This is a genomic window from Paenibacillus sp. FSL H3-0302, from assembly GCF_037982245.1.
Lineage (GTDB): Bacteria > Bacillota > Bacilli > Paenibacillales > Paenibacillaceae > Paenibacillus_AQ > Paenibacillus_AQ odorifer.
The window spans coordinates 3,637,576-3,663,498 of the sequence record NZ_CP150284.1 but is presented as its reverse complement, the minus strand read 5'-3'; the positions used below and the strand labels follow the sequence as shown (position 1 = coordinate 3,663,498).

Below are 25,923 nucleotides of genomic sequence, written 5' to 3'. Positions count from 1 at the left end.
GATTCGTTGAGTGGTATCTGAGCATTAAATATCAAACTTAACGTTGCTGAGCCATCTGACGCTTTCCAGATCGTCAAATGAAAAGAGCAGGTTCTTTTTCGTATCTAATGTAGCAATCAACTCTATATCCTCTTGGCTTAATTCAAAATCAAAGATATTGAAGTTTTCGATGATTCTTTCCTTGTGAACAGACTTTGGAATCACAACGACTCCTCTTTGGGTTAACCAACGTAAAATTACCTGAGACACGGATTTTTTATGTTTTTCAGCCACTGAAACTAAAACTTCATTCTGGAAGATATTATTTGTTCCTTGAGCAAATGGACCCCATGACTGGATCTGAACATTATTCTCTTTCATATAAAGAGAACTTTCTACTTGCTGGGTGAACGGATGCGTTTCAATTTGGTTTATAGCAGGAGTAACTTCGTTGTGATCAATCAAATCTACCAATCGGTCCATAGGGAAGTTACATACTCCGATAGCCTTGATCTTACCTTCACGATACAATTCTTCCATAGCACGCCAAGAACCATACACATCACCAAAAGACTGATGAATTAAATACAAATCCAAATAGTCCAATTGCAATTTTTCTAGTGATTTTGCGAATGCTTTTTTTGTATTCTCATAACCTGCATCTTGAATCCAAACTTTTGTAGTAACGAATATTTCCTCTCTAGGCACACCACTTCGTTTGATTGCTCGTCCTACCGCTTCTTCATTTAGATATGCTGCAGCGGTATCAATCAGACGGTAACCTGCCATAAGAGCATCATAAACGCTTTGTTCACATTCATTTGCATCAGTTATCTGATATACACCAAAGCCGAGAATCGGCATTTCTATGCCATTGTTCAAAATTACTTTTTCCATATATTTTTCTCCTGAACATTTATTTTTTTATGAAAAGTAGCAAGGTCACTGATTCTATTAATAGCATTAATACGGTGTTCTGTCTGAACTGCACTGATGACATATTCACCTCTAGTACAATACCTAATGACCGGTCATTACAGGCTATTTATCCATTTCATCTGGAAATAAAGATTCCATCCACTTTCACTTTATTGTTATTAAATGCTATATATCATCATCTCCTTCTGAATACACAATAATGGTTTAATGCCCATATGTGTATGATAAAACATAGATAGCATAGCATCAATCACTAAAACATCATGATTCGTGTATTAGTACTCAAAACGATTTACATTGTGGTTTATTATTGTACAAAGGCAGCGAAGCAGATTATATATTATCCCCTGGTTGTTAATATAGGTGTTACTTAGCTTAAAACATCATTGTTTATACATAAATTAAAATCCGTCATAATATAGGTAACTTTGTGTCATTGGACAGTCCAGTCAGTTAAAAGACAAGTTGTACAATTAATTGAGCTTTCGGTACTTATTCATTAAAAACTTCCAATAATTTCTGTAATGCCAACTAAAGTTTGATTACCGATTTGAGCTGGAAACCGGAACAAGTTAATAATTAGATATTAATCGAATCGGCAATAGTACCAAGTTCTTGTCCTGAGCAATGGACAAGAACTTGATCCCTTAAAATAGAAAACCCGCGCTAGGCGCGGGTTCCAATGGGACTATGTTCTTGTTCTCCTACATCGGAGGTAAGGACACAAATCCTCCTCACTAATGAGACGACATTTTTTTTAAGGTAGGCGACCTTTCCATCATTTAGATAAACCTCTTCGGTAGAATATCGATTTATTGATACCGCCTATTTTTTCTCCAAATATGTCCATCTGTTGCATTTGAATAATTCATCATGGGAAACTACACTGAGTTAAAAATTAACTTTCATTTAAAAACAGATAGACCAAAGGAAGTTATCGAAATTCTGAAATATATTTCTGAAAAAGACACTGAACTTTCCTATACACCTGATCCGGAATTTGCTTGAAAATCAAGTGGAGAGTTTCATTTCCTCTTACAAGGGTATAACTCAGCAATTTATATATCCGCTCTCAAGTTCATCAAGCCAATTGTTTACTAAGGCATTGAATATATTGGGCTGTTCTATTTGTAGATGATGTCCAGCCAAATCCAGCAATGAAAAAGCTCCGTTTGGATATTCATCCAATATACCCCATGCATCCTTGTATCCGACAATATGGTCATGACGACCAGTAATAATAAGTACAGGATACTCGTTTATCGTTGTATCAGTGTCCATTTCAAATGTGAACCCGTATCCATTGTTGCGGACTTGAGTTAAAAATGAGTGATCCGCTTTTCTTGAGGGTAAGAGAATTTCGCGATTAAACCTGACCCATTCCTCTTCTCCCTGAATAACGGACACGGCAGCAAATTCAGAGGCATCTTCCAGGGGGAGACGCGACAGCAATGAACTATCGGCCTTGATGACTCTTTTCTCCGGCAAGTTTCTTTCCGACGGTTCACTTACAATTACTGGTGCAATTAAGAGCATGCCACGTACATCTTTTTGAAGATAATGTGCAACACCCCGTGCAATAAGGCCGCCGTATGAATACCCGAAGATCAAAAAAGGTTCATCAGGAATTTGTAAAGTTATGAAGTCAAGAACCGCTTGCAGCATATCATCTGAATTACGAATGTTTGCTTGAGCTTTCGATGCTCCCATTCCTGGTAAATCGATGTAGATTCTTTTCCAGCCCTGCCGTTTCACAAAATTCGGCTCTAGGCAGCCAGACATTACGCTGTGATCCAAAGACCAGCCATGCAAAATAACTACCGGGAATCCTTCACCTACAATTTTGCAGTTAATGACAATAAAATACACAGCCCTTCCCGTTATTATTTGGATTACGACACTCCATCCATTAAGTCTACAGGCATAACTCTCGCTTGCCCAGATGAAACAGCTGCTCTAATCACAGCAACTCTCACTCTCGCGACGACTTCTCTGTCCAATACAGCAGGAACAATATTCACCGGGCTTAATTCTGCATCCGGAATGGCTGAAGCTATGGCATAGGCAGCAGCAAGCTTCATCTCTTCATTAATGGAGGAAGCCCGGCAGTCCAGGGCTCCACGGAAAATCCCGGGAAAAACAAGGGCATTGTTGATTTGATTGGGGTAGTCACTGCGTCCTGTAGCGAATACTTGAACATAAGGCAGAGCTTCCTCCGGTGCAATCTCCGGGTCCGGATTGGCCATGGCAAAGACGATGCTGCCGGGAGCCATATACTGCACATCGTCAGCCGTAAGAACCCCTCCTCTGGACACCCCGATAAATACATCCGCATCCCTGATAACTTCCTTGAGCAGCCCAGGAATGGCTTCCACTTCTGGCCGCTCCGCCAGCCATTGCCACATGGGCTGAGAATAACGGCCGCCTAGTACGATAGCTCCTTCCCGGTCCACGGGGACGAGTCTGGTGACACCGGCTCTTAGCAGCATTCGGCATATCGCCATTCCCGCCGCTCCGATACCGTTGACGACAACGCGAATTTGATCGATCTGCTTGCCTGCCACCTTCAGCGCATTGAACAATCCGGCAAGCACCACGATCGCAGTACCATGCTGATCATCATGAAACACAGGGATATCCAACAGATCAGCTAATCGGCGCTCTATTTCAAAACACCTTGGAGAGCTAATATCTTCTAAATTGATCCCGCCGAATATAGGACTGATTCTTTGAATCGTACGAATGATTTCCTCTGTATCGGTAGTGTCCAGACAGATCGGAAAAGCATCCACCCCAGCCAGTTGTTTAAACAGCATGGCTTTGCCTTCCATTACAGGAGCGGCTGCATATGGCCCGATATCCCCCAAGCCCAGCACGGAAGTTCCGTCTGAGATCACGGCAACGGTATTCTTCTTGATAGTTAATGTGTGGGCCTTATCCGGTTCCCTATGAATTGCAGAGCAGACTTCTGCAACACCGGGAGTATAGATTCTTGCCAAATCCACACTGTTGTGTACAGTCTGCTTAGGCTCTACTGATAATTTCCCCCCTTGATGAGCTGCGAATATTTGCTCGGACATGCTGAAGCTCATGGTCCCTAGAATCCCGTTGTCCTTCACTCTTTCCAACCCCTTCACACTCTTGATGGTCTCGATTTTCTCTGCTAGACCGCTCTGCTTGCTGCCGGCTGCACTTCCGGCGGAATCAGTGACTGGTACACCTCTCCGTCCAACTGTTCCTTCAGCTCAGATTTCGCAGCAGCAATCACTGCGGGATGCTGCAGCACATGTATAGCTGAAGCAGCCAGCACCTTGCCTGCCAGCAGCATGCCTTTATGGGCTGCAGAAGATTTGCCCTGTGCCACCAGCTGCCAGCTATGCGGCTGGGTGCCGTATGCACAGGTGGTCACATAGACCTGCCCTGTAGGCACAATCCAGCTGACATCCCCCACATCTGTCGAAGCATACACATATCCCTGCTCCTCTGAATACGGCTGAAGCTGCTCCGACAGAATCCTTCCGCCTCCGTTCCGCACTATGCGCTTTTCTTCCGCCGAGAAGCTGTCCTGAATCCCCCGGGCAAACCGCTGCTCATCTTCTGTAAAAGCCGCACCACCGAGTTCAGTGAAGCACTGGTGCATCACCCGGCTTAAGGTGAAATTAGGAATCAGATCTGCGGAGGCACCATCCACCTGATGTTCTACACGGGTTCCGGTCATCATGGCTGCTCCACTGGCGATATCGCATACCCGTTGGATCATTTCCTTCACCTGGCTCATTCTTGGAGCACGGAGCTTATACAATACCGAGGCTTTGGCCTGCACAACATTGGGCGAGTGTCCGCCGGCATCCGTAATGGCATAATGCAGCCTTGCCTCAGAAATCAAATGCTCTCTCAGATAGTTGGCTCCTGCATTCATAAGTCCGACAGCATCCAGTGCGCTGCGGCCCAGATGGGGACTTGCAGATGCGTGCGAGCTGTTGCCCCTGAAGGTGAACTGGATCTGGCAGGTGGCCAGCATTCTGCTGTTATATGCCAGATTCTCATCCCATGGATGCCAGGTAAAGGCTGCATCGACATCCTTGAACAATCCCGCCCGCGCCATATAGGCTTTACCGCCGCCTCCTTCTTCAGCAGGACAGCCGTAATAACGGATGGTTCCCGGCAGGCCGCTTCTCTCCAGATAATGCCGGACGGCAACCGCAGCGCCAAGCGAGCCTGCACCCAGCAGATTATGTCCGCAGCCATGTCCGTTTGCACCTTCTTGCAAAGGTTCTTTGAAGGTTACACCGGCAACCTGGCTCATCCCTGACAAGGCATCAAATTCACCAAGTATGGCGATTATAGGCGCCCCCTTGCCGTAAGTGCCCACAAAAGCCGTTTCTATCTCTCCCGCGCTTCGCTGAACACTGAAGCCCTCTTCTTCTAGTACCTTGCATAAGACCTCCGCTGAGCGGTGCTCCTGGTAACGTGTTTCGCAGAAGTCCCAGATTTGATCACTGGCCTCCGTGAGCTTCCCTTGCTTCTGGTCGATGATATCCGATATAAATTGATAATAATCCATAATCCTCACGTCACTTTCAGCTATATTCCAAACGTTCCTTACCGGCAATGCCAGGTTCGGTCATTTGGTAGGGATCGAGAATCAGATCCAGCTCCTCCTCCGACAGCACATTGTACAGAAGGCAGAGCTCGCGGACGGACTTCCCGGTGGCAATTGCTTCATTGGCGATTCTTGCCGCCGTTTCATAACCCAGATGCGGGTTGAGCGCTGTCATTATGCCTACGCTCTGATCCACATAACTTCGGCAGCGTTCTTCATTAGCTTCAATTCCCTGCACACAGAGGGTGTTAAATACATCCAATGCCTGATTCATGATTGTTAAGGATTGGAGGAGATTGAATACAAGCACAGGCTCCATCACATTCAGCTCCAGCTGCCCGGCTGCTGAAGCCTGGCAGATCGTATGATCATTTCCCATGACCTGAAATGCCACCTGGTTAACCAGCTCGCACATCACCGGATTTACCTTGCCCGGCATAATTGAGGAACCCGGCTGCCGGGCGGGCAGCGTAATCTCACCCCATCCGGCCCGCGGGCCGGAGGCCATTAACCGCAGGTCATTGGCTACCTTTGACATATTGATCATGCAGATTTTCAGAGTAGCAGACACTTCAGTATAGGCATCCGTGTTCTGCGTAGCGTCTGGTAAGTGTCCCGCACGAATCAGCGGGAACCCGCTGATGTCCGCAAGCGATTCCACAGCTCTTACAATATATTGCGGGTCTGCGTTGAGACCCGTCCCCACAGCAGTCGCACCGAGATTCACTTCATATAGCAGCTCTTTCGTTCTGCTGATCCTCTGGATGTCCCGGCCCAGTACACTGGCATACGCCTGGAATTCTTGCCCCAGCCGGATCGGAACAGCGTCCTGCAGATGGGTGCGTCCCATTTTGATCACGTGATCGAACTGCGCTGCCTTCCTCTCGAACGCCGCATGCAGCCCGTGTAAAGTTCCAATTAGCTTCTCCAGCATGGAGAGAACCGCCAAGTGAATCGCTGTAGGAAAGCTGTCATTAGTTGACTGTGACATGTTGACATGAGAATTTGGGCTAACAACCCTATAATCACCTTTACGTCCACCGAGAAGCTCAATGGCCCGGTTCGCAATGACTTCATTCGCGTTCATGTTAATGGAGGTTCCTGCTCCGCCTTGAATCGGATCAACGATGAACGAACCATGCCACTGTCCCGCTATAATCTCGCCTGCAGCCTGTATAATCACTTCGCCGAGTCTCGGCGTCAACTGCTTGAGCTCCATGTTCGCGGCTGCAGCCGCCTTTTTAACCATAGCCAGTGCAACAATCAATTCCCCGTGAATGCGGTAACCGGTAACCGGGAAGTTCTCCAGGGCGCGCACCGTCTGGATACCGTAATATACATCAAGCGGAACCTGTTTCTCTCCAAGAAAATCCCTTTCAATCCGAAATGCTTCCTCTGTCATTTCCTTGCCTCCTAGATTACTTGGGCGTTTGAGCTCTGCGGGTATGAAGCGTCATCGAGGTTCACTTCCCGCTATGGTTAGTCCGCAGTTCCATAGGACGGTACTGGGGCAACTATCCACAAGTGTGAGAAATGAACAAGAGTTATATCTCTCTATCTTCTTTTTTAGGGATCTTTGACTTTCGGCTGCCGGTTGATGCAATACAAGCTGAAGGCAATCAGCATTAGGCCGGCCAGTAGAAATCCGGTTAACGGCTCATTCAGCAGCAACGCACCAAGGGTTACGGAAACTATGGGGACAAGGAACAGGAAAGAGGATATCTTTTGAAGGTTGCCGGCATTCACCAGGAAGAAATACAGCATCCAGGATACAGCAACTCCAAACACGCTCGCGTACAGGAGGCTTATTAAAAAAGAGCCGTTCCATACAATGCCGCTCCAAGTCTCAGTAATGGAACCGGCACCCGTCAGCACCACTCCTCCAATTAAGCACTGCATGGCCGCAAGCCACATGAAGTCTACCCGGCCGCTGACTCTCTTGACGTACACCGTGCCTACAGACCAGCTGATCGCTGTACCCAGGGCAAGAAGCAGCCCAGCTGCAGATGCATTCCCGCTTAAGTTCTGGATACTTGCCACAGCAACACCCGCAAACCCCGCCAGAAATCCGGTCACCTTCAAGGCTGACATTTGGTCTCCTAACCACAGCCAGGCCAGCACACCAACCATAACCGGCTGTAAATATACAATCACTGCGAACATGCCGGAAGGCAGATAACGAAGCCCCATGATTTGTAGACCAAAAAATAAAATGACGTTCAAGACCGCAGAAAGAATATATATCTGCCAGTTGGCCTTCCACCTCAGTGCGCTCCGTTTGTGAACCATCAGCAGAAACAGGATCGCCCCTCCCGCCAAGGTCCTTATACCTGTAAACAGCAGAGGTGGAGCATAATTCAGTGCAATTTTATAGACCGGAAACGAAGCACCCCAGATCAAAATCAGCAGCATAACCAGCATAGCCGTACCGGCACGTGATACTTTCATTGTTCATTCCCCTTACTTGCTGTATCACCGCATTAACCAAAGGTTAGCGCTTAACAGGTCCTGGTGTTACGTCATCGGGGAAGGGGCATTTATAGGTTCTGCCGTTCAAGCGCAAGGCATGCTCCCGCTGGGCTTCAGCCAGAACCTCTGGCTGAAGGAACAGTTCAAGTGCGGTAGCGCCAATGACCTTTCCTGCCTGCAGCATCCCTTTATGCCCTATGGACATTCCGCCCTGACTGACCACCTGCCACGTATGGAAAGGGGTCCCCAGTGCAACTGAGGTGACTTCACATTGAACCGTAGGCACCTTCCAGCTGACGTCTCCGACATCTGTGGAGCCCCAGAGCATGGAGGTCTGCGGATCGTATTCTTCCACCCGGTCTGCCAGCGCCTTGCCGTGCAGCCCGGCCGGCACATTGAATGTCCGCTCCTGACTAGTCAATGTACTGCGGATCGCTTCCGCAAACTGAAGCTCAGACTCATTATGAACCGGTCCGCCCAGCTGGACGAATTGCTCATACATCAGCTTCTCCAGCGTTTTGTTGACAATAAGCTCTGAGGAGCCGGAGTCGAATTGAATCTCAAGCTCTGTACCCGTCATAAGAGCAGCGCCCTTCGCCACATTGCATATCCGGTCATACAATTCTGCCAGATCTTCAGAACGTGGAGTGCGTAATTTGTACAGCACCTCCGCTTCCGCCTGGACTACATTGGGCGAGATGCCGCCGCTGTTGGTAATGGCATAATGCAGCCTGGCTTCAGGAATGATATGCTCCCGCAAATAGTTGCACCCCACATTCATCAATTCGACGGCATCCAGCGCACTACGGCCCAGATGAGGGGCCGCGGAAGCATGTGCACTGCGGCCCTTGAACTTAAAGTACACCTGGCAGGTTGCAAGAGAGGTATGATTGGTAACCTTGTTCCTTGCCTCCGGATGCCAGGTCAATGCAGCATCAACATTCTCGAACAGGCCGTTTCTGGCCATCAGGGCTTTGCCGCCCCCGCCTTCCTCGGCCGGACAGCCATAGAAGCGTACCGTACCGGCAAGACCATACTGCTCCAGGCAGTGCCGGACGGCGATCGCTGCGGCAAGCGCGCCCGTACCGAGCAGGTTATGCCCGCAGCCATGGCCGTTGCCTCCCGGGACTACCGGATGATTTGCGTTCTCTCCACGATGCTGGCTGAGCCCAAACAAGGCATCGTACTCTCCAAGAATAGCGATTACCGGCTTCCCGCTCCCGTAGCTGCCTACAACAGCAGTCCCGATATTGCCTGCGGCACGCTGGACCTCAAAGCCTTCCTGCTCCAGAATCTCCGCCATAAGTTCAGCGGACTGCTGCTCCTCATATCTGGTTTCGGCATACTCCCAGATCCGGTCACTTACAGAGATCAGCAGCTCCTGCTTCTGATCGATATACTCTTCTATAAATCTTAGCGTTTCCGCCTGTATTGGGGTCATCTATACCACTCCCATCAGATTGAATTTATCGTTTGACTGGACCGGGAACCACATCGTCTGCGATCGGACACAAGTAACTGCGGCCCGTAACCTTATGCCGGTGCTCCGCCTTAGCCTGTTCAAGCACTTCCGGATGCAGGAACAGCTTCAGCGCTGTCAGTCCCATCAGCTTTCCGGCATGGAGCAGTGCCTTGTGAGCCGAAGACGAAGCTCCCTGGCTAACCACCTGCCAGGTATGCAGCGGTGTGCCTAGGGCCATGGAAGCGACATAACATTGCACCATCGGCATCTGCCAGCTGACATCGCCGAGATCGGAGGAGCCCATGACCAGGTGGTCCTGCGGGGAATAAGGCTCCAGCCGGTCTGACAGGGCCTTCCCTTCCAGACCGGAAGGAAGTCCATCCAGCTTATCCTGTTCGGTCAGCGTCGTGCGGATCCGGGAGGCGAATTCCAGCTCAGCCGCATCAAAGTCAGGAACACCGATCTCCTGGAATACCGCATAGGCTGCCCGCTCCAGTGTACGGTTCATGATTAGCTCAGAAGCGCCGGAGTCGGGACGGATCACAAGTTCAGTACCGGTCATCAGAGCCGCTCCCTCGGCGATTCTCACAATCCGCTCATACAAATCTGCCAGCTGCTCGGAGCGGGGAACACGCAGCTTGTACAGCACCTCTGCCTCTGCCTGCACAACGTTCGGTGAAATTCCGCCTGTGTTTGTAATCGCATAATGAATCCGGCAGTCAGACTCCATATGCTCCCGCAGATAGTTGACCCCCATGTTGGTCAGCTCCACACCATCCAGCGCACTTCTACCCAGATGGGGGGCTGCCGCTGCATGGGCACTCCGCCCCTTAAACTGGAAGTATACCTGGCGTGTAGCAAGCAGCGTAGCGGAATTAATATAATTGGCTGGACCGGGATGCCAGGTAATAGCCGCGTCCACCCCTTCGAACAAGCCCCGTTTAACCATCAGCCCCTTGCCGCCCCCGCCTTCTTCGGCAGGGCAGCCGTAGAAGCGTACAGTGCCGGACAATCCTTGGTCCAACAGGTATTGTCTCACCCCGATGACTGCCGCAAGGGCCCCGCTGCCCAGCAGGTTATGGCCGCAGCCATGACCGTTTCCGCCTTCCACCACCGGCTGCTTGCTGGAAAGGCCCTTTTCCTGGCTAAGACCGAACAAAGCATCATATTCACCCAGGATACCGATCACCGGGGATCCGGTGCCGAAGCTGCCAATTACCGCGGTTGGTATTCCTCCAGCGGCTCTCTCTACTTCAAAGCCCTCCTGCTCCAGAATTTGCGCGAACAGTTCTGCGGAGCGCGCCTCTTCATAACGCGTTTCAGCAAATTCCCAGATCCGGTCGTTTATACTGGCCAGCAGCTCTCTTTTATGCTCAATCGTTCCGCTGATATGCTCAATAGCTTCAGATCTAATTTCAATGGTACCCATGGCCGTCACTCCTAACCCTCTTATAGTAGCTCTACCTTTCCGGTTCCACCTGCAATCCGGATGTTCGTACCCATCGGCTTGGACAGCCTCTGTAAATCCTGAAGCGCTGCATCACTTGAAGATAACTCAGGCCAGCCCCGTTGGTAACGCGGCAGGCCGAAGCCCATTTCAATGGGGTGCAGCGTAATTTCGATAATCCGGCCGTTCTCCATGGTCCAGCGGGGTAGGAAGGACTGCCAGATCCGCAGATTGGCGGCCATTCCCCGGGTATCATTCTGCCCCCTCTGATCAAACGCATCAGCAGTTCCGTGGGAACTGTCCAGGCCAAACTTTGTATAATAATCAGCGGGCAAATGCGCCACCGTCTCATTCTGAAAGATAAAGTTTCCCAGGCTGTAGAAGATCGGTCTCTCTTTGTACATCTCCATCCCGCATACCTTATGCGGGCCGTGACCAATAACTGCATGTGCGCCTGTATCAATACAGGCATGTGCGAACTCGCGCAGGAAATCGGCCGGCTCATCTAGGTGCGCGCCTTGCATTTCATGGGTATGGATACTGACCAGAACAACATCCGCTTGCCTAGCCGCTTCCGATACCGCCTTAAGAATCCGCTTCATATCGCCGGCATGCGCTGAAGTAGCCACACCTTCCTTCTCACCGGCTTCGAAAATATAGCTCCCGAAGGGAAGCTGTCCCTCCGGCAAGGCCACACGGTAGCCGCTCTCCACAGCATAATGGTATTCAGCATTGATGCCGGTAACCTCCGCAATGGCCCGCAGTTCCTCCAGCCGTCTTGCAGTGACCACTTGCCGTATTTCATGCCGTAGCGGGTTGACCCCCGGCCTGCCTATCATATCGGCACGCTGCTCTCCGGCGGGCCACGACTCGTGAAAAGAGGACGTAACCGCGATTAATGCCACCCTGCCGGAGGGGGTATCCAAATATTTGGGCTCCCCCGCTCTCGCCAGATTCTCTCCGCATCCGGCATGGACGAAGCCGTAGGCATCCAAATATTTAGCCGTCGCTTCGAGTCCGCCGTAGGAATAATCCAGGCTGTGGTTATTGGCCCAGGCGACCAGATTGAAGCCGTATGCCTTAAGGTCCGCCAGCACCTCAGGCGGAGCAATCGCCCAGGTGCCTCCGCTCACCGCCCCCGGAAAGCCTTCATACCTGTGCGTAGTGACTTCTAGATTCGTGAAGCGCACATCTGCCGATTGGATCAATTCAGCCAGAACCGTATACTTTACTCCCTGATTCGCCAGCCTCCTTGTAATGAAGCTGTCTCCGGTGGCTATGAAAGAAATACTTCCCATCTTAATCCCTCCCTGGCTTAAAACAGCCTGCTAATGCAGATGACAGCTTACGAAATGTCCCTCGGTTACCTCTTTATTCAGAGGGGCTTCCGTCTTGCACCGGTCCATGACATAAGGGCAGCGGGTATGAAAAATGCAACCCGCAGGCGGGTTCAGCGGAGAAGGTAAATCCCCCTTGAGAATCACCCGCTCGCGGACCTCATTCGGCTTCGTGGCCGGTACCGCTGACAGCAGGGCCTGGGTATAAGGATGCAGCGGAGTCCTGATCAGCTTGTCTGTAGGAGCCTGCTCGACCATCTGCCCCAGGTACATCACGCCGATCCGGTCAGAGATATGCCGGACCACGCTGATATCATGGGCAATGAAGAGGAAGGTCAGCTTAAGCTCACGCTGAAGCTGCTGCATGAGATTGATGATCTGCGACTGAATGGATACATCCAGCGCAGAGACCGGTTCGTCGCAAATGATCAGCTTGGGATTCATGACCAGTGCGCGGGCCAGCCCGATACGCTGGCGCTGCCCTCCCGAGAATTCATGCGGATAACGATAATATTGATCGGCATTCATGCCCACCTTCTGCAGAATTTCCATCACCTTGTCTGTACGCTCCCGCTTATTCCCCATCCGGTGAATAATCATCGGCTCCTCCAGCGTAGCGCCAATCCGCTTGCGCGGATTGAGTGAGGAATACGGGTCCTGGAATACCATCTGCAGCTGCTGGCGCATCGGCTTCATCTCCCGCTCCGAGAGTCCAAACAGATCCTTGTTCTGAAAAATTGCCTGGCCTTCCGTTGGTTCAGTCAGCCGGAGAATGGTGCGGCCCATAGTGCTTTTGCCGCAGCCGGATTCGCCTACAACACCGAATGTCTCACCCTCGTACATGTTGAAAGAAATGTCATTAACCGCCCTGACCTGCTGGAGGGTTGCCCCTAGAGGGCTTTTTACCGGGAAATATTTCTTGACGCCCTTTACCTCAAGCAAAGGGCGTCTTGGTTGTTGAACGGTCATTGTCATCCGCCTCCTTTACTTGATTTGCTCATAATGCCAGCATCGCACCTTCTGGCCGTTGTCCGCCTCGCTCAGCTCCGGCATCCTCGACAGACACAGCTCATCGGCGTAAGGACAACGCGCGGCAAACCGGCACCCCTTCGGTACATTATTTAATGAAGGCACTGAACCCTTGATGACGTGAAGCGGCAAGGAACGGTCCCCATCCATATGGGGAATAGACTGCATCAATCCCTTCGTATACGGATGAAGTGGAGTGTCGAAGAGATCCTGCACATCTGCCTCCTCCACGATCTGGCCCAGATACATGACTACCACCCGTTTGCAGGATTCAGCAACCACGCCCAAGTCGTGCGTGATGAGAATTACGCCCATGTTAAGCTCCCGGTTCAGCTCCATAATCATGTCCATAATCTGTGCCTGAATTGTTACATCCAGCGCCGTTGTCGGTTCGTCGGCGATCAGCAGCTTCGGGCGGCAGGCGAGTGCCATGGCAATCATCGCCCGTTGTCGCATGCCTCCCGACAGCTGGTGCGGATATTCGTCCACCCGTCTCTCCGGGGAAGGAATTCCGGTCAGCCGGAGCATCTGGACCGCACGCAGCCGGGCTTCCTTCTTGGATACCTGCTGATGGATGCGGACCGCTTCTGCGATTTGATACCCTATCGTGTAGACCGGATTCAGTGAACTGAGCGGGTCCTGAAAGATCATGGCGATATCATTGCCGCGGATATCCTCCATCCCGCCAAGGGATTCCTTCAGCAGGTTCCTGCCCTCAAACAGCACCTCGCCTTCATAGCTGGCTGTGTATTTCTCGTCGAACAAGCGGAGAATGGATTGTGAGGTTACACTTTTTCCGCAGCCGGATTCACCTACAATGCCAACAATTTCACCTTCATTGACATGGAATGTTATTCCGTCAACTGCCGTTACCCTGCCTCGTTCTGTCTTGAAATGCGTTTTGAGCTCTTTGACCTCCAGCAGCAGCTGATTGTTCATGAATAGCCTTCTCCTCTCCGTGTTTTATTTTTTTACATTCTGCGTATGAGGGTCCAGCAGGTCACGCAGCCCGTCGCCGAACAGATTCAGCGAAAGCACGGACAGTACCATTGTTAAGCCGGGAAACACCGTCATCCACCACGCCTTCATGATGACCAGCTTGCCGTCATACAGAATATTGCCCCAGCTGGGCGAAGGCGCCGGAATTCCTGTACCCAGGAAGCTGAGTGAAGCTTCCACGATGATCGCTTCGGCAAAAATAAAAGTGGATTGTACAATCAGCGGAGATAGCGTATTCGGTGCGATATGCATCCATAATATCCGGCTGCCGGAAGCCCCTTGTGCCTTCATGGCTTCAATATAGGTCTGCTCCCGGACGACAATCGCCGAAGATCGGACAGCCCGGGCTACTGCTGGAGTAAAGACAATGCTGAGCGCAATAATGACATTGGTGACATTGGCTCCGAGCGCGGCCATCAGTGCGATGGAGAGCAGAATACCCGGGAAAGCCATAAGCCCGTCGCAGATTCGCATTAGAATATTGTCCAGGAACCGGTAGTAGCTGGCGTACAGGCCAATCACAAGCCCCATGGCTGAAGTGGCAAGTGCAACGGCAAATCCTACCCCCATGGATACCTGGGCACCGTAAAGTGTCCGGCTGAATATATCGCGTCCAAAGTTATCCGTGCCGAACCAATGGTTCGTATCCGGCGCCTTCAAGCGGTCTGCAACAGTCATTTCATAAGGGTCATACTTGGTGATGTATGGAGCCGCAATTGCGGCAATGACTAGAATCAGGACAATAATAGATCCGAACACCATAGATTTATTCGCAAGCAGCCTCCTCATCATCAGGCTCCGGTGCTGTTTTTTCATATGGACTTTCACAGTTTGCAGATTCATATTCTCAATTGCGTCCATTTCATGCCCTCCTTGCTTAGCCATTTAACCGGACTCTTGGATCTATGACGCTGTATAGCAGATCCACCAGCAGGTTGATAAATACAAAAGCTACGGTAATAAATAACACAGCTCCCTGGATGACAGAATAATCACGACGCTGGACAGAGTTGACGATCAGCTGGCCGACTCCAGGGATATTGAAGATGGTTTCGAGAACCGCAGCCCCCGCAACCAGCCCAGCAAAGGTCTGACCGATGACTGTCAATACGGGCAGGAATGCATTTCTCAGGGCATGGCGGTAGATCACGCCTCTTTCCTTGACCCCCTTGGACCGGGCTGTCTTGATATAGTTGGCATTCAGCACCTCCAGCATCGAGGAACGGGTCATCCGGGCAATAAGCGCAGCTGTAATCGTGCCGAGCGCAGTAGCGGGAATGATTAAATACCTGAAATGCGTCCATAACCCGTCACTCAGCGGCCTGTATCCGGCAACCGGCAGCCATTTCAGATTGACTGTAAAGATCAGCACCAGGAACAGGCTAAGTAGAAAGTTTGGGATCGACAACCCAAGCAGTGACAGACTCATTAAGGACTGGTCTGTTGCTGTACCCCGTTTCCGTGCAGAGATAATACCGATTGGAATCGCTATAACAACTGCAATCAATTGAGCCATAATTGCTAATGAAAGCGTTGGCCCAAGGCGGTCAAAAATCGCTTCCGTAACCGATTGCTGCATGAAATAGGAATAACCCAGATTACCTATCAGAGCATTGCCAATCCAGTGAAAGTACTGTTGGTAGAGCGGCAGATTCAGACCAAGCTGGTCGCGCAGGGCCGCCACTTCCTCCGGTGTTGCTTCGTCTCCCAGCATGACTGACGCCGGATCACCCGGCGTCAAATGAATAATCATGAATACGAGCAGCGAGACGATGAACAATACCGGCAGTACAGACAACAGGCGTTTAATCAAATATGCTTTCACTCCGTACCGCCTCCTTGACTGAAAATTACTTGTAGACCTTGGTATTCCACAGCACAATTCCTTCGAAATCGTGGTACCCTTCAACCTTCGAGGTTGTTGCTGTCAAGGTGTAGAGATCACCCAACTTAATGGTCGGCAGATAATCCCACACGGTCTGTTGAACATCTTTCCAGATCGCCTGCTCTTCCTCCTCTGATGCAGCGGCGTTCATCTTGCTGAGCCCTTCCGTAATGGCCGGGTCATTTGTCCAGCCGTAATAGTTCGGATTTAAAGCCGAGATTTGGGAGGGTGTTACTACGGAGGTATAACCGCCAAGATTCAAATCCCATTCAGCGGACTCGTTTAACTTCGCTACGAGCGTAGGCCAATCATACACAACCAGGTTAATATTCATCCCTGCTTTTTCAAGCTGATCTTTGATTACAACGGCCTGATCATAGATATAGCCATATTCACGGGTTGCCAGCAGGCGGATTTCTTCGCCATTGTAGCCTGCTTCCGCCAGAAGAGATTTGGCTTTCTCCGGGTCTTTCTGGTTGAAAAGGCCTGCTTCCGGTTCCACGTACCAGTCGCTCTGCTCCTTCAGCATGTACGATTGGTCAATGCGGTAGAACTCCGGAATGCCCGGATTCGCCATGAATATATCATCGATATTCAGCGCCGCATTTACGGCCTGGCGCATTTTCAAATCGGTAAACAGACCTTGCTTCTTATTAAAGTTCATGCTGATGTTCGTTGTCATTACCTGGGTTGTATTCAGGCTGGAATCATCCTTGATGCTGTCATAGTTGTCGGCTCCAAGCTGACTGGCAACATCATACTCTCCCGACTGTAAGCCAATCATGCGGGTGGAGTCCTCAGAGACAAAGGAGAGGCGGATATCCTTAACTTCAGCCACCTTCTTGCCACCAAGTCCGTCTGCTTCCGTATCAAGCGGTTGATAATCATCGTTTCTGGTATATGAAATATATTGATCCTGTTTCCATTCTACGAACTTGTAAGGCCCGGTTCCGATGAATTCCTTAATACCGGAACTCGGGTCGGCACTCTTAATGACTTCAGCAGGCATAATAGCCGGAAATTGCTTGTAGGTTGCCATTACTAGCAACACATCCAGAGAAGGTTTATTTAATGTCAGGACAACGGTATAATCTCCATCCGTTGTGAATCTGCCATCTCCGATGATTCCTTGTGCAGCTGTTGATAAGGTAATCCAGCGATTCATGGAGGCTACAACATCTGAGGAAGTCATCTCTTTCCCGTTATGAAAGTGAATACCCTCGCGCAGCTGGAAGGTGTACACGAGACCGTCTTCACTCTTGTCCCAACTTTCCGAAAGCATTGGGACCACCTGATACTTAGAATTCAAGGTGAGGAGTGTTTCAAAGATTGGACGAGCAGCATCCTTGGTTGCACCACCTGTAACCATCTGCGGGTCTAGCGTGGACGGCTGAGTCGGATAAGCGATTCTTAATTCATCACTTAGCGCTGCACCGCCGCTATTGCTTTCCGAATTGCCGGTTGCTGCACCGGAACCGGAATTCGAACCGGAAGAACTGCAGCCATACAGAAACATCATTACCGCCATAATCATCAGCAGCATCGTACCCTTTTTCATTGAAACGCCCCCTTTAATAATGTTTAATGATATGTCAGAAAAACTATCATAAAAACAAATTTACTCTGACTTGTCTTCATTCTATAGATTTATCGACAATTTTCTATGTTTAAAACCTCTAATTTAGTATAGAATATATGTATGTTACCTCTATAATCTCGATTTTAATGTCATGTATTCTAACGCAATGGTGAGGAGATGTCGAATTGAATCCGAAAGTAAACCCTGTCATTTCCAGCAAGCTGCTGTTCAGCAGCAGTGAATTCAGAAATATTATTGAAGGTATCCGGACACTCACCTCAACACTTAACTACGATGAGTTGTTGAACAGAATCCTAGAAATTGCTTTGACAGTCATTCCCCTCAGCACAAGCGGAATCTTCCGCTTATTCGACGAGAAACGGCAATTGCTGATTCCACTGGCTTATGTGGGGAATATTGCAAGCTCGCTGCTGCATAATACACGCAGAGGTGAATCATTGTCGGGAAAGGTATTTGATGATGGGATTGCTAGGATTTACAATATGAACGATATGCTGGATGAACTGGAGCACCTGTCGCCGGAGAATCAGAACTTCCGTAATAAGCTGCTCACCGATGAACAATATATTGCCCGTTCCATGATTTCTGTTCCGGTTACCATACGAGGAGAACGAAGAGGGACATTAACGCTGCACCGGTTTGATGATGAGGGCTTGTTCACCGCCTATGATCTAGAATTACTGAAAGTATTTGCCGATCAGGTAGCTATCGCTGTGGAGAATGCAAAGCTGTATAGCGAAGTTCAGAATGTATTGCAGGAGGTTACGGAGCTGAGCGGCCAGATTCAGGAGAACAACCAGATTTTGCAGAAACGCCTGGAGGTTCATGAGGCCTTGACTGCTTTGTCTCTGAAGAACAAAGGCATACATGCCATTGTCAAAGAGCTGAACCGCATGATCAAAATGCCGGCGTCCTTCGTGGATATGCTCAACAAGCATTCCCATAACGGCAATTCTCAGCAGATACAGCTTGAATTTGATGATATTGCAGGGCTTTGGGATACCGAGGATCACGTACCGCTTACAATCAGCTTCCATGAACAGGAATTTTATCTGCATCCCGTTACTGTCGATAAGGTGCTGCTGGGGTGCATCATGGTCAGGCTTACCGGACTGATTGCCAGCATGGACATTGTGACTCTTGAGCAATCCAGCTCGCTGTTCGCCTTGGAGATGATCAAGAAACTCAGCCTCACTGACATTTACTATAAGGAGACTAAAGAAATCTTCACTAAGTTGCTGCAGAACCAGAATGACGATGCGCTGATGGCCAAGGGAGTTGAATTAGGTCTTGATTTCTCCGGGTACATGTCGGTTTCTATACTGGAGATAACCGGTCAATTTGAGCTGTATCAGACAGAAATTAACATCCAGCGGCTTGTGTTCAAGCTGAACGAGACTTTTAATAGCACACCCCATATGGCGTTTGGACTTCATAATCAAGTAATCATGCTAACTTCCTTCCCCCATGCTGCAGATGCCGAATGGGTTAAACAATCCATGGAGCGTATGATTCAGGAGTGGCGGTTCAGTTCAAGCAAGTACGTGCTGAGTGCAGCAATGGGTACCCCTTACAAAGGCATAGTCAATATTGCCAAAAGCAATACGGAAGCTCAAAAAACCCTGCACTATATGTTCAGCAAGCAGCAATCTGGATGTATTCAATATAAGGATATAGGTATCAACCGGTTATTCCTTGGACAGGATGTCTCCGAGATCCACCAGTTTATCTCAGACATCCTTGGCCCTCTGGAAAGCACACCGGGTCATAGTAGCCAGTTGGAGCAAACCTTGCACATTTATATGTCTGAGGATAAAATTGCAATCAATACAGCAGCGGTGCTTGGTATTCACATCAATACGCTTTATCAGCGGCTCAAAAAAATCCAGCAAGTGCTGAACATACGCTTCGACAATAAAGACGATATGTTAAAAATTCAAATGGCTTATCATCTCAAAGATACCTTTAACCAAAAGCATTAGCACGGGACGAATAGAGTAATGAATATAACATCTTCAGCAATTACACAATGAATACAAAAAGAGACGTATTGGCAAGCACTGCTCCATTCGGATCAAGGCTTGCAATATACGTCTCAGGATCGCTTCACTACGTTACTCCTATTTTCATAAAACGGTTGCTCTTTAAGGCGCCAAGCCTCTAGTAAATGTCTTCACACTCTCCGCAATAAATGATTCAAGTGATATATGAGGGAAAAACCGGCCGTTATCCAGGTTGTTTAGGAAGGTCCCATAATTCATTGAAATGAAGGAGTACGCCTGAAGCTCTGGATTCGTATCAATTAGCTTCCCTTTTTCGAACATAACCTTAAAATAATTCGATAGTATCTCCATGAATTGTCTGGGGTGTTTGATTGTTCTTTCATGAAATCCCGGTAAATTGTCTATCTCTTTAATGCTGATCATAATCATTTTGCGGTTACGGTTCATGATTTCATGATAGGTTCGACTGATCAATAACAAGTCCGTCTGTAAATCCCAAATCAGTTTTTCATTAAATAGCTTTGTCATTTCTTCAGCATAATGAAAACGGTCAAATGCAGCTTCGAGCAGATTTTGTTTGCTGCCAAATTGCCGAAACAGTGTTTTTTCACTGAGTCCGGCTGTCGCAGCAATTTCCTGGGTAGTTACTCCTTTGTAGCCTTTGCTTGCGATTAAATCGATTGCTGCCAATAGCAATTTATCACTAGTGCTTAAAGTGCTGTTGTTGCGCAACTTTCCCACCTCATTTTGTAGCCAGTTCGTACCGACTGTCATTCCTCGCGATAATAGCCCTTCACAAAAGAAATGTCAAGGCAACCGGCGCACACCTGAACCTCATTAATACCGGTTACATTTGGCCCTTTTCCACACGTTGGGCTGTATTCATTTTCGAACTGCGGCCGAATAGAACGAAATATAAAACGGCCATTACAGCAACCAGCAACGCAAGCGCAAGGAAAATATTGCTGTATACGAAAGCAGCGCTATTTGTCGGCAGCGGGTTTAAATGAATAGTTGGGGTACCAAAGTCAAGAATCTTCCCAATAGTCGCTGTGGATACAGCTGCAGCAATGAAATTAAACATCGATAACAAGCCCATACCAATTCCGATTTGCTCCTTCGGCAGTGTTCTTGAAATGGTGTTTGACAAGGCAATCTGCATAAACGATTGACCGGGAACACTTAAGATTAGGAATAGGGAAATAAATATAGGTGACATGCCTACAACGGAAGACAAGCACAGGAAACCAATGATAAGAAGGGTGGCGGCTGTAGACAACAGAAAGGAATTGCCTTTTTCATCAGCTAACTTACCGCCTTTACGTCCCATATATGCGGTCACAAGGGCTGATGGCAACATAATGAGCCCTGTTACGGCTGCTGACAAATGGTTTACTTGTGACAGCAGTTGCGGCACCATAAAGGGAACGCCGAAGCCTACTGCAGTCAATACGAAGGTAATGGCTAAACCGAAGGAATAAGATTTGTTTTTAAAAACAACCGGCTTTACGAACGGATCAGCAGCATGACGAATACGTAAGATGAACAAGATCAATAAAACAATTCCGGTTACAGCATAACCTATACCTCCATTGGTTAACGCAAGCAGCAGAGTAGCTACTGTTCCTGCTAACAGAATTCCGCCAATAAAGTCAATTTTGCTGGCACTCCCTTTTTCATTATCCAAATACTTCCGGTAGAAAGGTAACGTAAACAGTGAAAGCAAAGGAATTACAAAAAGGACTTGCCAATTCAATGCGCTGGACACCAAACCAGCAATGATCGGACCAAGTGCAGCACCAAGAGCTGTTCCGATAGCGGTAGTGCCTAACGCACGGCCGCGTTTTTCAGGTGAAAAATAACGAATGGGTATGATCATGGCCAGCGCAGGAATGACGGATGCCCCAACTGCCTGTAAGATACGTGCGACGATCATCATCCAATAAGCGGAGGCCAAGATCCCCGCTAAGGAGCCGGCTGCTAAAAAGATGAGGCCAAAGGTCAGTAAGTTCTTCAAGCTGTATTTGTCTGTCAGTTTGCCGAAGGTGACAGTTCCTATTGCGTATACAATCATATAACCGGTCACCATCCAGCTCACTTGCGACGGTGAAATTTGAAATTGTTTGCTGATCACCGGAAGCACCACATTAAACATCGTTCCATTCATAACGGAAATGATCAGTGTAAAGACCAGAATTCGCATTAAGCGCTCACCGTTATTTTTTTGAATACTATCTGTAGTTTGCATAAGTTTGCCTCACTTCTAAAAGGTAATATATTTTCGTTAAGTACAAAAAAACTCGCTCCTCCTTCTAACAGGATAAGTCTTTATGTAGAATTGGATCGATTCCTGCCGATTGAATTCACTCTTTTATTCCAAAAGATAGTACGCTTATAGTTCCCCTTTCACCTCAAGTATGTCTGTCAGTGCTTACTGACATTCGAAAAGATAATATCCTCTTTTATATATAGTGTCAAGCCAAAACGAAATAGCAATGAATTCCTAACGTTAGGCAATTTAAAAAGGCTGCCGGTAAATAGCAGCCTTACACAGTCCTCTATCGCCTCAAGTCCGAACCGAAATTGAAGTGAATTACATCATATGAGGAGATAGATCCCTTTTTTTGTAATTTTACATCCTTTTCGTGCTTTATTATAAAGTTATATATTCAATATTTTTTTACCACAATCAATCGAAATTCAATATTTCATTCTCCTCGGCCCTTTTCTCAAGCTCCATCTCTTGCATGAATTGCAGGTGCTTGGTACCCCATTCATTCATAACTGCCAACACGGGCTCCAGAGTTAGACCATGTTCTGTAATAGAATACTCCACCTTAGGCGGAACTTGCGCATAGACATTCCTTTTAACGATATGCTGCTCCTCCAGCTCCCTCAGATGCAGTGTGAGCATACGCTGAGTGATCTCTGGCATTAAGCTTCTCAGCTCACTAAACCTTTTGGTGCCTCCTTTAATCAGATGACGCAGAATAAGGGGTTTCCATTTTCCCGTTATGATTTCAAGCACAGGAATCACGCGACATGCTTCGAATTCATAATCCATTTTGAGACCTCCATTAGTACCTTTTTTGATACTATACCACAATTTTGTGCTTACTTCACAATTGGGATGCATGGGTACATAATAACTTCATAGACACCAAATGAGGCTGGTACAAACGTTGTTTCAATGCAAATATAAGGAGGCTTAACATCATGGCGCAACAGATTGATATCGCTGAATACGAAAGTGCTGCTCCCCGGCTTGATTGTGAAGATGATGATGCTTTACTTAATAGCAGTCCCTCTAAGCTTACTCTAATCAACTGGGATAATGAAGAAGCGATTGGTTGTGATCTTAACACTGGTGTTTGTTCACGGATAGAAGAGGAGCAGAAAGAAAATGAAGATTGAAATCATAGCATTTACCGATCCGTTTTGTGTATGGTGCTGGGCATCCGAGCCTATAACCTATCAATTAAAAGAACGTTATCGCGAGCAAATTCAATTTAAATATGTTATGGGTGGGCTAACGAAGGATATGTCTGCTTTTTACGATGCTCAGAATCAAATCGGAAGCACAGCGCAAGTTGCACCCCACTGGAGACTAGTATCAGAAAAAACGGGTCAACCCAGTGATGAACGGGTCATGCTAGATATTACCGACCCCCATTTTTCCACATGGCCTTCCAATATCGCGGTCAAAGCAGCGCAGATGCAAGGCAGTTCCATAGGTGATGATTATTTGCGGAGACTGCGCCGGGCTGTTCATACAGAGCGGAAGAAAATTCAGGAACATGATGTTTATATTCAGTTGGCAGATGATATACCAGGCCTTGACGTCGAACAATTCAAACGGGATCTGGATTCAGGGGCAGCTGAGAAGCTTTTCGAAAAGGATTTACGCATCTGCCGGATCTATGGAGTGACTGGATTTCCGACTGTAGCCATTCGCTTACTGGATGCGTTAGCCGGAGATAATTCGGATACTCTCCTGTTGAACGGATATCGTCCGTATGACACTTATTTACAGGTTTTCTCCAGGCTAGGGGCTGATTTAGTAGAATATGAGCCACGCTCAGTCCGCGAATTGCTTACGGACTATGGTCCATTGACCACTAAGGAATTGGCAAGTATTTATAACCGGGATTTAGCGGACATGGAAACAGATTTGCTCAATCAATCAGCCGATTTAGATCTTACCCAAACTGATGTCAACGGACATGGACGGGTATGGGACTTAGAACAAATTTAAAGGAGGAATTTCCATGCAAGTACTCAAAGCTAATCAAGGGCATCAAATGGGGCAAGGCCTCTTTCAGCTTCGTTTAATGCGTCCGGGGTTAATCTGGGGAGATCCTTCGCTTGAAGATTATGCTTTTGGTCCTCTGAGCAGAATCGATCGTGGAATTCTGGGACCCGGTGCGCTTGTTAGAATGCATGAGCATAACAATGATGAGATTTTTAGCTATATGTGGAAAGGAAAGATGCTGCACGAAGATTCGGCCGGACACCGGATTGAAGTATCTTCTAACCATCTAATGATGATGAACGCGGGTAAAAGCTTCTTTCATGAGGAGTCCACACCGAACAGTACCGTCGATATGCTACAAATCTTTATCCGGCCGGAAAAGGCTGATCTTCCTTCGAAAGTTCAGTTCTTTGAGCGTGTTGTCATTCCTACAAACGGAGAATGGACATTGCTGGCAGGACCAAAAGAAGTTGAGGCTCCACTTGAAATTCGACAACAAGTAATCGTTTATGATGCCCATGCTAAAGCGGCAACAGAAATGCAGCCTCCCAGCATAGAGGGCATGGAACCTTGGCTTTATGTGATGGATGGAAGCATTTCAATGAATGATATTACAATAAATAAAGGAGATGCGGTAACTTATTCCCTCTCTGAAATGTCAACGATTCAAATTCTTGAGGACTCTTCTCTTGTGCTGTTCCTGGTTAAACTAGATGCTCCGATGACGCTGGCAGGACCTTTCAGTGGAAGAAAAAGATAAATTACTAAAATAGGAGTGATACCATGTTTACAGTATCCAGCAGCATCCCGGTTAACAATAGTACAAAAAATCATCCCGTATTGGATAGACATCAAGTATGGCAAGGTCTTGTTATGAAAGCAGAAGACGCAACCCGTTTTGTAGGTGCGATAACAGAGTGCACAGTAGTAGAAAAGGACGAAAGATCACTTCTGCGGGAAGTGGTGCTGTACGGTGAAAGAATGAATGAACAGGTTAACTTTTTCCCTGAACAGATGATCGTCTTTGAACCTCTGGGCGGGCCGACTAAAGGCTTCATTAAAAATGAAATCGAAGAAGATGAACATGGCAATTTATCTGTAAGATTTACCTTTACCTTCGAACTAAGAAGCGGAGAACAAAACAAAGCAGCAGAGAAAGAATTCTCTAATAAAATGGAGAAAAGCTATATTGAAGCCGTTGAAACAACACTTGCCTCTATAAGAGAAATGGTTACAGTTGGAGCTCTTTAAGCTAATTCAGACTACTGGAAGGCAAGCAATATAAAGCCCTTTCACCTCCTTAGCCGGGGTAAAAGGGCTTTATTGTGTTCCTGACGGCTGCAGCTATTCAATGCTTACCATCACTCGTGTTTCGCAGCTAACTGCTGCTCACTTTTTAACAAACAATGTTAAGATTGCTCCGGCTAGTGCCAGGAGGGTTGCCACCATAAATGCCGAGTATACACCTCCTATCATATCCTCCGGCATAGGTTGCCCTGTTGAAGTGATTGCATTGAACATGACCGTAACCAGAATAGTTGTTCCGATTGAACCGCCGACGAGGCGCATCGTGTTATTCATTGCTGTGCCATGAGAGATCAGCTTGCGGTACAAGCGGTTGATGCCAGCCGTCATTAGCGGCATTATGACAAGCGAGATACCAATCATTCTAATCATATAAACCGTCAGTACATAGCCGTAAATCGTTCCGGTTTCCAACTGGGTGAACAAAAAACCTGTAACAGTGATAATTGTAAATCCTGTGATGGCAAGGCAGCGAATTCCGAATTTATCGAACAACCGGCCTGAAGCCGGCATCATGGCGCCCATCAGGAGCGCACCCGGGTAGTAATGCAAGACCTGATTCCAGAGCATTATACCCCAGCATGTTCTGCATAAATACCGGAATCAGTGTCTCT

General features: G+C 48.0%; 22 protein-coding genes and 1 pseudogene. 5 read left to right on the top strand and 18 right to left on the bottom strand.

Going from position 1 to position 25,923, the window contains the following annotated elements:
• Positions 1-24: 24 nt before the first annotated feature.
• The 14 genes and pseudogenes from MHH50_RS16150 to MHH50_RS16085 all read right to left on the bottom strand — a co-directional run bounded on the left by MHH50_RS16150 (position 25) and on the right by MHH50_RS16085 (position 17,707).
• Entirely contained in the window at positions 25-876 is an 852-nt protein-coding gene (locus MHH50_RS16150) for an aldo/keto reductase (protein WP_076307878.1), read from the bottom strand.
• Between the two features lie 1,092 nt (positions 877-1,968).
• Entirely contained in the window at positions 1,969-2,787 is an 819-nt protein-coding gene (locus MHH50_RS16145; protein ID WP_305953995.1) for an alpha/beta hydrolase, read from the bottom strand.
• Positions 2,788-2,810: 23 nt separating this feature from the next.
• Positions 2,811-4,001, bottom strand: a pseudogene (locus tag MHH50_RS16140) (NADP-dependent malic enzyme); the annotation flags it as partial.
• Between the two features lie 80 nt (positions 4,002-4,081).
• On the bottom strand, positions 4,082-5,482 hold the full coding sequence (locus MHH50_RS16135) for a M20 family metallopeptidase (RefSeq protein WP_076217613.1): 1,401 nt from the start codon (positions 5,480-5,482) through the stop codon (positions 4,082-4,084).
• 16 nt (positions 5,483-5,498) lie between these two features.
• Complete coding sequence (aspA, locus tag MHH50_RS16130; protein WP_076217614.1) at positions 5,499-6,923, bottom strand: aspartate ammonia-lyase; 1,425 nt, start codon at positions 6,921-6,923, stop codon at positions 5,499-5,501.
• 164 nt (positions 6,924-7,087) lie between these two features.
• Complete coding sequence (locus MHH50_RS16125) at positions 7,088-7,969, bottom strand: DMT family transporter (RefSeq protein ID WP_076279737.1); 882 nt, start codon at positions 7,967-7,969, stop codon at positions 7,088-7,090.
• A 43-nt stretch (positions 7,970-8,012) separates the two neighbouring features.
• Positions 8,013-9,431, bottom strand: a complete 1,419-nt coding sequence (locus tag MHH50_RS16120) for a M20 family metallopeptidase (protein WP_076217616.1) — start codon at positions 9,429-9,431, stop codon at positions 8,013-8,015.
• A gap of 25 nt (positions 9,432-9,456) precedes the next feature.
• A complete protein-coding gene (locus MHH50_RS16115; protein ID WP_076217617.1) occupies positions 9,457-10,881 on the bottom strand; it encodes an amidohydrolase in 1,425 nt (474 codons plus the stop codon).
• 20 nt (positions 10,882-10,901) lie between these two features.
• Positions 10,902-12,197, bottom strand: a complete 1,296-nt coding sequence (locus MHH50_RS16110; RefSeq protein WP_076217618.1) for a CapA family protein — start codon at positions 12,195-12,197, stop codon at positions 10,902-10,904.
• Positions 12,198-12,227: 30 nt separating this feature from the next.
• Positions 12,228-13,211 carry a dipeptide ABC transporter ATP-binding protein gene (locus MHH50_RS16105; protein ID WP_076217619.1) on the bottom strand — a complete coding sequence of 328 codons (984 nt, stop codon included), beginning with the start codon at positions 13,209-13,211 and terminating at the stop codon, positions 12,228-12,230.
• A 9-nt stretch (positions 13,212-13,220) separates the two neighbouring features.
• Positions 13,221-14,204, bottom strand: a complete 984-nt coding sequence (locus MHH50_RS16100; RefSeq protein WP_076217620.1) for an ABC transporter ATP-binding protein — start codon at positions 14,202-14,204, stop codon at positions 13,221-13,223.
• A gap of 24 nt (positions 14,205-14,228) precedes the next feature.
• Positions 14,229-15,125, bottom strand: a complete 897-nt coding sequence (locus MHH50_RS16095; protein WP_076279734.1) for an ABC transporter permease — start codon at positions 15,123-15,125, stop codon at positions 14,229-14,231.
• A gap of 16 nt (positions 15,126-15,141) precedes the next feature.
• A complete protein-coding gene (locus tag MHH50_RS16090; RefSeq protein WP_076217622.1) occupies positions 15,142-16,089 on the bottom strand; it encodes an ABC transporter permease in 948 nt (315 codons plus the stop codon).
• Positions 16,090-16,114: 25 nt separating this feature from the next.
• Entirely contained in the window at positions 16,115-17,707 is a 1,593-nt protein-coding gene (locus tag MHH50_RS16085; RefSeq protein ID WP_076277581.1) for an ABC transporter substrate-binding protein, read from the bottom strand.
• 206 nt (positions 17,708-17,913) lie between these two features.
• Between MHH50_RS16085 and MHH50_RS16080 the strand changes: the two genes are divergently transcribed.
• A complete protein-coding gene (locus MHH50_RS16080; RefSeq protein WP_340033135.1) occupies positions 17,914-19,731 on the top strand; it encodes a GAF domain-containing protein in 1,818 nt (605 codons plus the stop codon).
• Positions 19,732-19,893: 162 nt separating this feature from the next.
• Here the strand turns inward: MHH50_RS16080 and MHH50_RS16075 are convergent, their stop codons facing one another.
• The 3 genes from MHH50_RS16075 to MHH50_RS16065 form a co-directional block, all read right to left on the bottom strand.
• Positions 19,894-20,484: a TetR/AcrR family transcriptional regulator gene (locus tag MHH50_RS16075; protein WP_254847688.1), complete on the bottom strand. Its 591-nt coding sequence runs from the start codon at positions 20,482-20,484 to the stop codon at positions 19,894-19,896.
• A 115-nt stretch (positions 20,485-20,599) separates the two neighbouring features.
• Positions 20,600-22,000, bottom strand: coding sequence for an MFS transporter (locus MHH50_RS16070; protein ID WP_076281769.1), 1,401 nt, complete (start codon positions 21,998-22,000; stop codon positions 20,600-20,602).
• 441 nt (positions 22,001-22,441) lie between these two features.
• Positions 22,442-22,816 (bottom strand): helix-turn-helix domain-containing protein, encoded by a 375-nt coding sequence (locus MHH50_RS16065; RefSeq protein ID WP_076217626.1) that lies wholly within the window; start codon positions 22,814-22,816, stop codon positions 22,442-22,444.
• 152 nt (positions 22,817-22,968) lie between these two features.
• On the opposite strand from MHH50_RS16065, the gene MHH50_RS16060 reads away from it, so the two are divergent.
• The 4 genes from MHH50_RS16060 to MHH50_RS16045 are packed head-to-tail and all read left to right on the top strand — an operon-like array spanning position 22,969 to position 25,255.
• Positions 22,969-23,166, top strand: a complete 198-nt coding sequence (locus tag MHH50_RS16060; protein ID WP_076279732.1) for a hypothetical protein — start codon at positions 22,969-22,971, stop codon at positions 23,164-23,166.
• Complete coding sequence (locus MHH50_RS16055; RefSeq protein WP_340033134.1) at positions 23,156-24,007, top strand: DsbA family protein; 852 nt, start codon at positions 23,156-23,158, stop codon at positions 24,005-24,007. The genes MHH50_RS16060 and MHH50_RS16055 overlap by 11 nt, the downstream gene beginning before the upstream one ends.
• Before the next feature lie 13 nt (positions 24,008-24,020).
• Complete coding sequence (locus MHH50_RS16050; RefSeq protein WP_340033133.1) at positions 24,021-24,764, top strand: pirin family protein; 744 nt, start codon at positions 24,021-24,023, stop codon at positions 24,762-24,764.
• Positions 24,765-24,787: 23 nt separating this feature from the next.
• A complete protein-coding gene (locus MHH50_RS16045) occupies positions 24,788-25,255 on the top strand; it encodes an SRPBCC family protein (RefSeq protein WP_076277576.1) in 468 nt (155 codons plus the stop codon).
• Between the two features lie 138 nt (positions 25,256-25,393).
• Here MHH50_RS16045 and MHH50_RS16040 read toward each other — a convergent pair whose 3' ends face one another.
• Positions 25,394-25,834, bottom strand: a complete 441-nt coding sequence (locus tag MHH50_RS16040) for a hypothetical protein (RefSeq protein WP_340033132.1) — start codon at positions 25,832-25,834, stop codon at positions 25,394-25,396.
• Between the last annotated feature and the right edge of the window lie 89 nt (positions 25,835-25,923).

What these genes read in the sequence shown, in the direction of transcription:
- aspA (WP_076217614.1), bottom strand. Translation starts at nt 6,923, where the DNA reads ATGACAGAGGAAGCATTTCGGATTGAAAGGGATTTTCTTGGAGAGAAA.
- MHH50_RS16070 (WP_076281769.1), bottom strand. Translation starts at nt 22,000, where the DNA reads ATGCAAACTACAGATAGTATTCAAAAAAATAACGGTGAGCGCTTAATG.
- MHH50_RS16125 (WP_076279737.1), bottom strand. Translation starts at nt 7,969, where the DNA reads ATGAAAGTATCACGTGCCGGTACGGCTATGCTGGTTATGCTGCTGATT.
- MHH50_RS16045 (WP_076277576.1), top strand. Translation starts at nt 24,788, where the DNA reads ATGTTTACAGTATCCAGCAGCATCCCGGTTAACAATAGTACAAAAAAT.
- MHH50_RS16060 (WP_076279732.1), top strand. Translation starts at nt 22,969, where the DNA reads ATGGCGCAACAGATTGATATCGCTGAATACGAAAGTGCTGCTCCCCGG.
- MHH50_RS16110 (WP_076217618.1), bottom strand. Translation starts at nt 12,197, where the DNA reads ATGGGAAGTATTTCTTTCATAGCCACCGGAGACAGCTTCATTACAAGG.
- MHH50_RS16105 (WP_076217619.1), bottom strand. Translation starts at nt 13,211, where the DNA reads ATGACAATGACCGTTCAACAACCAAGACGCCCTTTGCTTGAGGTAAAG.
- MHH50_RS16115 (WP_076217617.1), bottom strand. Translation starts at nt 10,881, where the DNA reads ATGGGTACCATTGAAATTAGATCTGAAGCTATTGAGCATATCAGCGGA.
- MHH50_RS16055 (WP_340033134.1), top strand. Translation starts at nt 23,156, where the DNA reads ATGAAGATTGAAATCATAGCATTTACCGATCCGTTTTGTGTATGGTGC.
- MHH50_RS16095 (WP_076279734.1), bottom strand. Translation starts at nt 15,125, where the DNA reads ATGGACGCAATTGAGAATATGAATCTGCAAACTGTGAAAGTCCATATG.
- MHH50_RS16040 (WP_340033132.1), bottom strand. Translation starts at nt 25,834, where the DNA reads ATGGGCGCCATGATGCCGGCTTCAGGCCGGTTGTTCGATAAATTCGGA.
- MHH50_RS16150 (WP_076307878.1), bottom strand. Translation starts at nt 876, where the DNA reads ATGGAAAAAGTAATTTTGAACAATGGCATAGAAATGCCGATTCTCGGC.
- MHH50_RS16135 (WP_076217613.1), bottom strand. Translation starts at nt 5,482, where the DNA reads ATGGATTATTATCAATTTATATCGGATATCATCGACCAGAAGCAAGGG.
- MHH50_RS16100 (WP_076217620.1), bottom strand. Translation starts at nt 14,204, where the DNA reads ATGAACAATCAGCTGCTGCTGGAGGTCAAAGAGCTCAAAACGCATTTC.
- MHH50_RS16065 (WP_076217626.1), bottom strand. Translation starts at nt 22,816, where the DNA reads ATGGATTATGAATTCGAAGCATGTCGCGTGATTCCTGTGCTTGAAATC.
- MHH50_RS16120 (WP_076217616.1), bottom strand. Translation starts at nt 9,431, where the DNA reads ATGACCCCAATACAGGCGGAAACGCTAAGATTTATAGAAGAGTATATC.
- MHH50_RS16050 (WP_340033133.1), top strand. Translation starts at nt 24,021, where the DNA reads ATGCAAGTACTCAAAGCTAATCAAGGGCATCAAATGGGGCAAGGCCTC.
- MHH50_RS16085 (WP_076277581.1), bottom strand. Translation starts at nt 17,707, where the DNA reads ATGAAAAAGGGTACGATGCTGCTGATGATTATGGCGGTAATGATGTTT.